General features: G+C 65.3%; 8 protein-coding genes and 1 tRNA gene. 2 read left to right on the top strand and 7 right to left on the bottom strand.

Annotated elements, in window-relative coordinates; translation table 11 throughout:
• Both Q0R27_RS10615 and Q0R27_RS10620 read left to right on the top strand, forming a co-directional pair.
• Window positions 1-1,041 (top strand): nucleoside transporter C-terminal domain-containing protein (locus Q0R27_RS10615; RefSeq protein WP_293944313.1); only part of this gene is annotated, 1,041 nt, incomplete at its 5' end.
• A 130-nt stretch (window positions 1,042-1,171) separates the two neighbouring features.
• Window positions 1,172-1,245, top strand: a tRNA-Gly gene (locus tag Q0R27_RS10620).
• Between the two features lie 146 nt (window positions 1,246-1,391).
• On the opposite strand, the gene Q0R27_RS10625 is transcribed toward Q0R27_RS10620, so the two are convergent.
• From Q0R27_RS10625 to Q0R27_RS10655, 7 genes are all read right to left on the bottom strand, one after another.
• Window positions 1,392-2,018 (bottom strand): TetR family transcriptional regulator C-terminal domain-containing protein, encoded by a 627-nt coding sequence (locus Q0R27_RS10625; protein ID WP_293944315.1) that lies wholly within the window; start codon window positions 2,016-2,018, stop codon window positions 1,392-1,394.
• 218 nt (window positions 2,019-2,236) lie between these two features.
• Window positions 2,237-3,847: an NAD(P)/FAD-dependent oxidoreductase gene (locus Q0R27_RS10630; protein WP_293944317.1), complete on the bottom strand. Its 1,611-nt coding sequence runs from the start codon at window positions 3,845-3,847 to the stop codon at window positions 2,237-2,239.
• The gene (locus Q0R27_RS10635) at window positions 3,844-5,052 is read right to left on the bottom strand and encodes an aromatic ring-hydroxylating dioxygenase subunit alpha (protein WP_293944319.1); all 1,209 of its coding nucleotides are present in this window, start codon (window positions 5,050-5,052) and stop codon (window positions 3,844-3,846) included. Before Q0R27_RS10635 ends, Q0R27_RS10630 begins: the two co-directional genes overlap by 4 nt.
• Before the next feature lie 171 nt (window positions 5,053-5,223).
• Window positions 5,224-6,753, bottom strand: a complete 1,530-nt coding sequence (gene glpD / locus Q0R27_RS10640; protein WP_293944321.1) for a glycerol-3-phosphate dehydrogenase — start codon at window positions 6,751-6,753, stop codon at window positions 5,224-5,226.
• Complete coding sequence (gene glpK / locus Q0R27_RS10645) at window positions 6,750-8,222, bottom strand: glycerol kinase GlpK (protein WP_293944323.1); 1,473 nt, start codon at window positions 8,220-8,222, stop codon at window positions 6,750-6,752. The genes glpD and glpK overlap by 4 nt, the downstream gene beginning before the upstream one ends.
• Window positions 8,223-8,232: 10 nt before the next feature.
• On the bottom strand, window positions 8,233-10,584 hold the full coding sequence (locus Q0R27_RS10650; RefSeq protein ID WP_293944327.1) for a transketolase: 2,352 nt from the start codon (window positions 10,582-10,584) through the stop codon (window positions 8,233-8,235).
• A 34-nt stretch (window positions 10,585-10,618) separates the two neighbouring features.
• Window positions 10,619-10,888 (bottom strand): hypothetical protein (locus Q0R27_RS10655; RefSeq protein WP_293944325.1); only part of this gene is annotated, 270 nt, incomplete at its 5' end.

Here is a 10,888-nt window from a genome sequence, read left to right on the forward strand (position 1 = left end):
CTCGCCTCGCCCGAAATCGGCGGGCACAGCTTTGCCATTTCCGCCTTGCCGGTGATCATTTTCTTCGCCGCGCTGATCTCGATCCTGTATTACATCGGCGTGATGCAACTGGTGATCCGCTGGATCGGCGGGGGGCTCGAAAAGATCACCGGGATCAGCCGGATCGAATCGCTGGGCGCGGCCTCGAACATTTTCGTTGGCCAAAGCGAGGCACCGCTGGTGATCCGGCCCTACCTTGCGGCGCTGACCCCGTCGCAACTGTTCACGGTGATGACGGTGGGCATGGCCGGGGTGGCGGGCACGATCCTGGCGGCTTATGCCAGCATGGGCGTGCGCATCGATTACCTGGTGGCCGCCGCGTTCATGTCGGCGCCGGGCGGTATCCTGATGGCCAAGCTGGTCATGCCCGACGAACCGCCCGCGCCGGTTGGCACCGCGGGCGACGCGCTGACCAATCCGCACGTCGATTCTTTTGGCCAGGCGTCGCTGCACCCGACTGCGGCGGTGGAGGACGAGGAACGCCCCGCCAACCTGATCATGGCCGCCAGCCAGGGCGCGCAGACCGGTGTGAGGCTGGCGGTGGCGGTGGGGGCGATGGTGCTGGCGTTCGTAGCGCTGGTGGCGCTGGCGAATGGCATCTTCGGCTGGCTGGGCGGGTTGGTCGGGTTCCACGGGCTGTCGTTCCAGCAAGTCGTCGGCTATGTCTTCGCGCCGATCTTCTACCTGCTCGGCGCCCCCGACTGGACCGAATCGCTCGCCGCCGGAGGCCTGTTCGGCACCAAGCTGGTGCTCAACGAATTCGTCGCGTTCATCGAACTCGGCAAGGACACCGCGCTGTCGCAGCAGACCGTGGCGCTGGTGACGTTTGCGCTTTGCGGCTTCGCCAACTTCTCGTCGATCGCGATCCAGATGGCGGTGACCGGAGGCCTCGCGCCCAACCAGCGGCCGGTGATCGCGAAGCTGGGGATCAGGGCGCTGGCGGCAGGGTCGCTCAGCAACCTGATGAGCGCGGCGCTTGCGGGGATGTTTTTGAGTTTGTAGTCTTTCCGATCCCGGTTGCCGGTATCGGTAGAACTTATGTTGACCAGGGGGCGGTCAATATGGCAATCGCCGCACGTCAGCGGGCGAGGCTGTAAACCGGACGCGTCGTCTGGCGCCAAGTGCTTGATTTGCGGGTGTAGCTCAATGGCAGAGCAGAAGCTTCCCAAGCTTACGACGAGGGTTCGATTCCCTTCACCCGCTCCATTGATTTCAAAGACTTACCGCACGGGCAATGCGGACCTCAGCGCCATTCGGTAACGTTTGGCGAGGCATATGGCGCGACGAATACCCACCAGATCCGCTCCATCGAGCGCGCAGCCAGCCCACCGGTTATGGCAAAACGGCACCAATCAGAATGAATCGACCTGCGGCACCAATCGGCGCAGCGTCAGGCTGCACAGCTCGATGGCGCGCTCCCGCGGCAATCGATCGGGCGACAGGCAATATTCCAGCCACAGGCCATCCATCACCGCCGACAGGATCGCCGCGACATCGGCATGCGGGATCCGACCGGCGGTGGGCAGGCGCGCGACGCCCGCCTGGAGCAATTCGCGCAGCCGCCGGTTAAAGTCCTCGCTGACCTTCGCGAAGTCTTGATTGTTACGCACCAGCGTCCAGAACGCCAACCAGGCGCCGAGAATATCGAAGCTTGCCCACTCGTCCGAAAACAGCACGGCGAAGAAACTGTCGAGCGCTTTCCAAGGATCGGGATCCGGGGCGCGCAATTCCTCCGCGAACCGGGCGATGAACGTGTTGCACAGTTCCAGATAGGTTTCGAGCAGCAGATTTTCGGGGTCCGTAAAATAGTGGCGAAGCAGACCGTGCGAGACACCGGCCTGACGGCAGATCTCGCGCCCCGTCGCTCCGCGAGGGCCAAGGCGCGCGAGGCAGTTGATCGTCGCGGCGAGCAGATCCTGGCGGCGCACATCCGGCGCTTGCCGACTGGCGCGACGCCGTGGGGGTTTCGGTTCGATCATCGTCCATCCTGTCCCCACGCGCCAGGCCGATCCGTGATCACGTCGCGTACCGCGCGTATGGCAATCGGCGTTCGGTTGAGCAAGGTCGGCTCAGGCGCGGCCGCGCGCTTCGTCCGCAGCGCGACGTCGGGACGATCCACAGCCAGCCCAGCTTGCCAGCGGTGGCAAGCCACAATTGTTCGGGATAAAATTCGGCCAGCACCTTTTAGCCTCGGGCCCTAGCGCCCCCGTACTAGCCGCCCGAAAAAGCTCCGGTCCGCGAGGATCTCGCGCGATGCATTATGTCCTGGCGCGCCGGTCACCCCGCCGCCCGGATGCGTACCCGCGCCGCACATATAGAGGCCCTTTAGCGGTCCGCGATAGGCGCCGTTGCCGAGCACCGGACGCGCCGCCCAGAGCTGGTCGAGCGACATATGGCCATGCATGATGTCGCCGCCGACCAGCCCGAACTTGCGCTCGAGGCCCTTGGGGCTGAGGATCATCGTGCCGAGGATCGACTGGCGGAACCCCGGTGCCTGTGCCTCGACGGTATCGATGATGACGTCCGCCGCCTTCCCCTCCTCTGCATCCCAGTCGCGCCCGTCAGGCAGCACCGGCGCGAATTGCTGGCAGAACAGGCTGGCGACATGCTGTCCCGGTGGGGCCAGGCTGTCGTCGATAATCGACGGGATCAACATCTCGACGATCGGCTTTTTGGACCATCCATGCGCCTTCGCATCGACGAATGCCTGGTCCATATAATCGAGCGTTGGCGCCAATATGATGCCGCTTTGCAGATGCTCGCCCGGTTCTGGCAGGCAGGTGAAGCGCGGCAGTTCGGACAGCGCGACATTCATCCGGAACGTGCCCGATCCCGCCTTGAAGCCCTTCGATCGCTTGAGGAAGGTCGGACCAAGATCGACCGGGTCGATCAGCTTCTCGTAAAGCAGCTTCGGCCCGACATTGGCAATGACGGCGTCCGCCATCACCTCCTCGCCGCCGGTCAGCCTGACCCCGACCGCCTTGCCGCCATCGACGATTACCCGCGCGACCGGTGCCTCCAGCGTGATCTCGACGCCAGCGTCTCGGCAGACCTTCGCCATCGCCTGCGTGATCGCCCCCATTCCGCCGATCGCATGGCCCCAGGCACCCTTCTTGCCATTGACCTCGCCGAAGACGTGATGGAGCAGCACATAGGCGCTGCCCGGCGTATCGGGGCTGGCGTAATTGCCGACGATGGCATCGAACCCAAACGCGGCCTTGACCGCCTCGCTCTCGAACCAGTTGTCGAGAAAGTTGCGCGCCGACTTCATGAAGATGTCGAGCACGTCGCGTTGCTGTTCGAGCGAGAGCTTGCCGAGCTTGCGCCCCTGCCGCGCGCCGTCGATGAGGGTTTTCAGCCCGTCGCCGATATTGGGCGGACTCCTCAGTGCCAGATCGCGCAGCACCTCGGCGACGGACTCCAGCGCGGCATAATAAGCGGGCAGCACGTCCGCATCATGATCCGAAAATTTGCGGAATTCGGCCTGCGTCTTCTCCAGCCCGCCACCGAGCTTCAGGTAGCCGCCATCCTCCTGAGGCAGGAAATTGGAGATGGGCCGCTCGATCACGCGATAGCCGTGATCGACCAGCTTCATGTCGCGGATCACCTTGGGCTGCAGCAGGCTGACCGTATAGCTCGCCACCGAATTGCGGAAACCCGGATGGAACTCCTCGGTCACGGCCGCGCCGCCGACGGTGTCGCGTGCTTCAACGATGCGGACCTTGAGACCGGCGCGGGCCAGATAGAAAGCGCAAACTAGGCCGTTATGCCCGGCTCCGATGATGACGGCGTCGTATTTGCGGGTCATTTCACGTCGCTCACCGAGCAACGATGGCTCCAGCCTGCCGCAGGCTGGCGTTCCATTCGGGATTCCGGGATTAATTGGCGCATCTTGCAGCAAAACGCGCGCAGGCAGACTTCACTCTCGCCCAGCGGCCCGACGGTGAAACTCGGCGAGGCCATGCCGTCCTGAACGCGCTGGATCAGGGCGGTGTCCTCCAGATTGACCTGCCGGTTGATCCGCCAGTTGAGGTAGCGCGCCGCCTTCATTTCCCGGCGCGCGTCGGGCAGCGCATAACTGATCTCGCGGATCAGCGTCTTTGTCGGCGAGACCGGGATGAACTGCATGAAGTCGATCTGGTCGGGATAGATGTCAAAGGCGACGTTGGGCCACAGCTTGAAGTAGAGCCACAGCCGCTGCGACGCCTCGGGCAGGTGATCCACCCGCGGCAGGATTTCCTGGTACATCCGCTCGGAACGGCTGGCGGAAGGTTCGTCGATCAGCGCCCCCCACATGCGATCGACATGAGCCTCGGCTTCGATGCCATAACCCTTGCCGAACAGGCGGGTCAGCCCGGGATGCGCGACCGGGATGTGCAGTCCGTCAGAATAATTGTCCGCGACATTCTTCCAGTTCACCGCTCGGGGCCGCTGCGTTACCCGCCCGATCGCGCGCATATCCTCGAACCGATAGGGTGCGACGAGCGTTTCATAGGGTGCCATCATCGACGCGACCGAGGGGCCGCCGCGTTCGAGCCGGACGAAGACGAAGCCGTGCCAGATTTCAAGATCGACCGGGGTCAGGCCACTGGCCGCCATGTCGAGCATCGGATAGTCGCGCTTTGCCGGCACACCGGTCAGCCGGCCGTCAAGGTCGTAAGTCCAGGCATGATAGGGGCAGACGAGCTTCTTCGCGCACCCCGATGCCCCGTCCACCAGCCGTGATCCGCGATGACGGCAGACATTGGTGAAGGCGCGCACCGCCATGTCATTGCCGCGCACGACCAAGATACTCTCGTCGGCATAGGCGAGCGTGTGCCAATCGCCCGCCACCGGAACGTCGCTGACATGACAGACCACCTGCCAGCTCGGACGGATCACCCGCGCCATTTCCGCCGCGAAATAGTCAGGGTCCGAGTACACCCAGGCGGGCAGGCTCCAGCCGTCCTGCGGATCGTTTTCAATCGTCCGCGCCACCGCAGCCACCACGCCATCGTCCTCTTTGTTAGACATTTGTATAACAAGCTCATCGGGGCAATCAACCCCGCGTCCGGCCTGCTTGTTTGATAAGTGTATAATAGTTGATCACTTCGTCGCGAAGATGTTCGGTGTTGGCGATGAGGAGGAACGAATGACGGTCAACCTGGTCGGGCAGCTCCTGGACAATTTGGCGGCCAAGTCAGGCTAATTTTCGGTTGGTTCAGGCCGCCAGTTTGAGGGTTGGCCGGGAGTGGGGATAGCCCCGTCCCCGATATCATTGCTTGCGAGATAAGCTTCGACGCGCGCGGTGAGCGCCGGGCCGCCGTGGAGCCCCAGCTTGGTCCGGCGGCGCAGGATGTCATCGCTGTTTCGCGCCCATTCCTCGCGGACGAGATAGTCGACTTCGGCGGTGAGCAGGCCCTCGCCTAGCTCGTCACCGACATTCTCACCCTCAGGAAATAGCCGCTCGATCCGCGTGCCATAGGCGCGCGCCAGCCGGTCGGCGTTGTGCTCACCGAGTGACGGCCAGCGACGGCCGACCTGCGCCACGAACTCCTCGATCGTGCCCGGCAGGTCGCCGCCAGGGAGCGGGCGGTGCGCGGTCCACTGGCCTCCCATCGGCGGGAGAAACGGCGCGAGGTCGTCGAGCGCCTGCTCGGCGAGTCGGCGGTAGGTGGTGATCTTGCCGCCGAACACCGACAGCAGTTGCGGCGCCTGCACCATGCCGAACCGCAGGACATAGTCGCGGGTCACTTCGGACACGTTCTCGCTGCCGTCGTCGTACAGCGGGCGAACCCCGGAATAGCTCGAGACGACGTCGGTCGGCGCTGTCTGCCGTTCGAAATAGCGGTTGATGCAGGCGCACAGATAGTCGACCTCGTCGGGGTCGATCGACGCGGTGGCGGGGTCACCCGCGAACGGCTTGTCGGTCGTCCCGACCAGCGTGAACTCTTCCTCGTAAGGGATCGCGAAGATGATCCGCCGGTCGTCGTTCTGGAGAATGTAGGCGTGCTCGCCGTCGAACAGGCGGGGGACGATGATGTGGCTCCCCTTGACGAGGCGCGGCGGGCGTTCGCGGGCCGCGTCGGGCAATTCTTCGAGCAATTGTCCGACCCAGGGTCCCGCCGCGTTGACGATGGCGAGGGCAGTCACTTCGCTGCCGTCGCCGAGCCGCGCCCGCCAGCAATCGGGTTCGCGAACAGCGCCGAGGAAGGCGGTGCGTGTCCTTATATCGGCGCCCATCTCCGCCGCCCCGATCGCGTTGAGTACGACCAGCCGGGCATCGTCGACCCATCCGTCCGAATAGACGAACCCGCGTTCGATCGGCTTGAGCCCGGCGCCCCACGGCGTTCCCCTCAGCCGCACCGCCTTCGATCCGGGCAGGCGCGATTTGCCGCCGAGGCGGTCGTAGAGGAACAGCCCGGCGCGGATCAGCCAGGCGGGGCGCATGCCTTTTGCCAGCGGCATGACAAAGCGCATCGGGCGGATGAGGTGGGGCGCGAGGGTCAGCAGCCGCTCGCGCTCGGCAAGCGATTCGCGCACCAGTCGAAACTCATATTGCTCGAGGTAGCGCAGCCCACCGTGGATCAACTTGGTGCTGGCCGAAGAGGTGTGCGCCGCCAGGTCGTCGCGCTCGACCAGCAGCACGCGCAGGCCCCGACCGGCGGCATCGCGCGCGATCCCGGTACCGTTGATCCCGCCGCCGATGACGAGCAGGTCGTAGTTGCTGGTCATTTCGACAGGGTCCGGGTCAGCGCGTCGCGCCAGCCTGCGGCGAGAGTCGCGCGCTCGCTCGCGGCCATTCGCGGGGTGAACAGCCGATCCTCGCGCCAGCTTGCCGCGACCGCGTCGGTCCCGCTCCACACCCCGACCGCCATCCCGGCGAGGAACGCCGCGCCCGCCGCGGTGGTCTCTACATTGGCGGGGCGCTCGACGGAGATGTCGAGCATGTCGGCGAGGAACTGGCAGAACCAGTCGTTGGCCGCCATCCCGCCATCGACTCGCACCCTCCCCGGCTTGCTCGACCCGTCGGCGGCCATCGCAGCGAACAGGTCGGCGGTCTGGTAGGCAACCGATTCGAGCGCCGCGCGGGCGATGTGCGCGGCGGTCGCGTCGAATGTCAGCCCGGTGATCGATGCGCGTGCGTGGGGGTCCCAGTGGGGCGCGCCGAGCCCGACGAAGGCGGGGACCATGTAAACGCCATGATTACCATCGAGCCGGGTGGCGAGGTCGTGAGTGTCGGCTGCGTGGGTGATGAGGCCGAGCCCGTCGCGGAGCCACTTGATCGCCGCGCCGGCGACGAAGATCGACCCTTCGAGCGCGTAGGTCGTCACCCCGCCGAGGCGGTAGGCGATCGTCGTCAGCAGACCATGCTCGCTGGCGACCGCTTTCTCGCCGGTGTTGAGCAGCGCGAAGCAGCCGGTGCCATAGGTCGACTTGACGTCACCCGGCGCGAAACAGGCCTGCCCGACCAATGCCGCCTGCTGGTCGCCCGCGATCCCGCCGATCGGGATCGCGCGACCGAGGATGTCGCGGTCGGTCTCACCGAAGATGGTGCTGCTGTCGCGCACCTCAGGGAGCAGCGCGGCGGGGATGTCGAGCAGACGCATGAGGTCGTCGTCCCACGCCCCGCGATGAATATCGTACAGCAAGGTGCGCGAGGCGTTGGTGGCGTCGGTTGCATGGACCCGCCCGCCGGTCAGCCGCCACAGGAGGAAACTGTCGATCGTCCCGAACGCAAGCTCGCCGCGCTCCGCACGGGCACGGACCCCCGGTACTTCGTCGAGCAGCCAGGCGAGCTTGGTACCCGAAAAATAGGGATCGAGCAGCAGACCGGTCCGCTCGCGGACGAGCGGTTCGCAGCCGTCCGCCTTCAACCGCGCGCAGGTATCGGCGGTGCGGCGATCCTGCCACACGATCGCGTTGTGAACCGGCTCCCCCGTCGCGCGGTCCCACAGCACGACGGTCTCGCGCTGGTTGGTGATCCCGATCGCCTCGACGGCCTCGCCCTCCCCGACCTCCCGCAGTGTCACGAGCGCATCGCGCCAGATGTCTTCCGGATCATGCTCGACCCAGCCAGCTTGCGGATAATGCTGCGCAAATTCGCGGCGCGAGGAGTTACGCGGCTGGCCGTCACGGCCAAAGCTCATCGTCCGCGTCGAGGTGGTACCCTGGTCGAGCGCGAGGATCAGCGGTTCGCTCATCTGCGGCAGTTCAGGCCAGCCGCCGCGTATCGATCAGCAGCTGCGCCACCGCGTCGATGATCGCCCGGCTGTCGAGCCGGTAGAGGTCGAAGAGGTCGGGCAGGTCGCCGGTCTGGCCGAAGCGATCGGTGCCGAGCGGACTGACCCGCATCCCGCGCACTCCGCCAAGCCACGATAGCGTCGACGGGGCGCCGTCGATGATCGTGACCAGCCCGGCGTGCGGGGCGAGCTGCGACAGCAGCGCCTCGGCATGGCACGGAGCGCTAGCCGAACCGGTCCAGCGCGCCGCCTGATGCGCCGACCAGTCGCGGTGCAGCAGGTCGGGCGATGTCACCATCAGCAGCCCGAGCCCCGGGACGTCCTCGGCCAACTCGGCGGCGGCGGCGAGCACGTCGGGGGTCACCGCGCCGGTGAAGGCGACCGCGAGATCGGCCGCGCCGCTCGGACGCCGCAGCCAGTAGCCGCCCTTGAGCGCCGGCTCGCGCCAGCTGTCGTCGACCCGCTCGACCTGCTCGATCGCGCGGGTTGTCAGGCGCAGATAGACCGAACCCCCGTCATCCGCCTGCATGTGCTCGAACGACCAGCGCATGATCAGCGCCAGCTCGTCGACGAACGCCGGCTCGAAATAGGTCAGGCCGGGTTGGCCGATGCCGATCAGCGGCGAGTTGATCGACTGGTGCGCGCCTCCCTCGGGACCGAGGGTCAGCCCTGACGGCGTCGCCACCAGCAGGAACCGCGCGTCCTGGTAACAGGCGTAATTCAGCGCATCGAGGCCGCGCGCAATGAACGGGTCATAGACCGTCCCGATCGGAATCAACCGGGTCCCGAACAACGGCGCCGAAAGACCAAGCGCGGCGAGCATCAGGAACAGATTATTTTCGGCGATGCCAAGCTCGATATGCTGGCCCGCGCCATGCCCCGCCCATTTCTGTGCGGTCGGGATTTTCGCGGCCGCGAACACATCGCGAAGTTCCTGCCGACGGAACAGCCCGCGCTGATTGACGAACGCGCCGAGGTTGGTCGAGACGGTGACATCGGGCGACGTCGTGACGATGCGGTTGGCGAGTGGGGCGCCCGATTTCGCAAGGTCGAGCAGGATCCGCCCGAACGCGGCTTGCGTCGCCTGCTCGGTACCGTCGGGGGTGGGGATGTCTGGAACCGGGACTAGCGAGGCATCCGGCTCACCCTTCGCCTTGGCCAGCGCACTGCCCTCCACGACGGCGCGCGCCGCGGCGGCGGCATTGTCGCCCATCCCGCCATAAGGCTCCCACTCGTCCCCCGGCGCGATCCCCATCGCGGCGCGCAGACCCTCGATCTGGGTCGGGTTCATCAGCCCCGAATGATTGTCCTTGTGCCCCGCAAACGGCAGTCCGTACCCCTTGATCGTATAGGCGATGAACAGGGTCGGCCGCTCGTCGTCACACCGCGCGAACGACTCGAGCAACGTCTCGATGCAGTGCCCGCCAAGGTTGGTCATCAGCGTCGCGAGGGCAGCATCATCATGGTCGGCGATCAGTTTCAATGACTTCGGCGACCCGGCGAGGTCGCGGTTCAACCGCTCGCGCCACGCCGCACCGCCCTGATAGGTCAGCGCCGCAAACTCCGCGTTGGGGCAATTGTCGATCCAATCGGAGATCGCCGTCCCGCCCGGTCGGGCGAAGGTCGCGCGCTGGATCTTGCCCTGCTTGAGCGTCTCGACCCGCCACCCGCACGTCTCGAAAATGTCGTCGAACCGGCGAAACATGCGGTCGGCGGTCGTGCTGTCGAGCGACTGGCGGTTATAGTCGACGATCCACCAGCAGTTGCGGATATCGTGCTTGAAGCATTCGATCAGGCACTCGTAGATATTGCCCTCGTCGAGTTCGGCGTCGCCCATCAGCGCGATCATCCGCCCGGCGTCAGCCTCGGCCATGTCGCCATGCGCGATGAGATAATCCTGGACCAGGCTGGCAAAGGCGGTGACCGCGACCCCAAGCCCGACCGAGCCGGTCGAGAAATCGACCGGGATCCGATCCTTCGTGCGCGAAGGATAACTCTGGGCGCCACTCAAGGCCCGGAAGCGCTGCAACTGGTCCAGCGTCTGGTTGCCGAGCAGGTAATGGATCGCGTGTAGCACAGGCCCCGCATGCGGCTTTACCGCCACCTTGTCGTTCGGGCCAAGCGCGTGGAAATACAGCGCGGTCATGATCGCGGTGATCGACGCGCACGACGCCTGATGACCGCCGACTTTCAGGCCGTCGCGGCTTTCGCGCAAGTGGTTGGCGTTGTGGATCGTCCACGACGAAAGCCAGCGCAACCGGCTGTCGAGCGTTTCAAGCGTGGCAATGAGAGATGCGTCTGTTCGGTCGATCGTTTGGGTCATCGGCATGCGTTCCGCATTTTGAGGCTCGGCCATTCTAACCCAGCCACGCACGGCACGTGCTTGCGAACCTGGAAAGGGTGCCATACCAAAATAGTCGATCATCGCCCAAAATGTCAAAAAAACGGACGATCATGGCCCAAGACCGCGGCAAAGCCGGGGAAGTGCCGGTCGAAATCATGCTGACAGACATCGGCTGCATCGATGCCAACTCGCGCATATACCTCAATTCGCTTTCAAAAAATTGCGAAATCACCCGGCGCCTCAAGCCGCCTTCCACCGCAGTGGCAGCGACTTGAGCCCGCCC

Source organism: Sphingomonas sp. (genome assembly GCF_025362505.1).
Classification (GTDB): Bacteria; Pseudomonadota; Alphaproteobacteria; order Sphingomonadales; family Sphingomonadaceae; genus Sphingomicrobium.

Coding starts and splice junctions, on each gene's coding strand:
- glpK (WP_293944323.1), bottom strand. CDS start 8,222: ATGAGCGAACCGCTGATCCTCGCGCTCGACCAGGGTACCACCTCGACG.
- Q0R27_RS10625 (WP_293944315.1), bottom strand. CDS start 2,018: ATGATCGAACCGAAACCCCCACGGCGTCGCGCCAGTCGGCAAGCGCCG.
- glpD (WP_293944321.1), bottom strand. CDS start 6,753: ATGACCAGCAACTACGACCTGCTCGTCATCGGCGGCGGGATCAACGGT.
- Q0R27_RS10650 (WP_293944327.1), bottom strand. CDS start 10,584: ATGACCCAAACGATCGACCGAACAGACGCATCTCTCATTGCCACGCTT.
- Q0R27_RS10635 (WP_293944319.1), bottom strand. CDS start 5,052: ATGTCTAACAAAGAGGACGATGGCGTGGTGGCTGCGGTGGCGCGGACG.
- Q0R27_RS10630 (WP_293944317.1), bottom strand. CDS start 3,847: ATGACCCGCAAATACGACGCCGTCATCATCGGAGCCGGGCATAACGGC.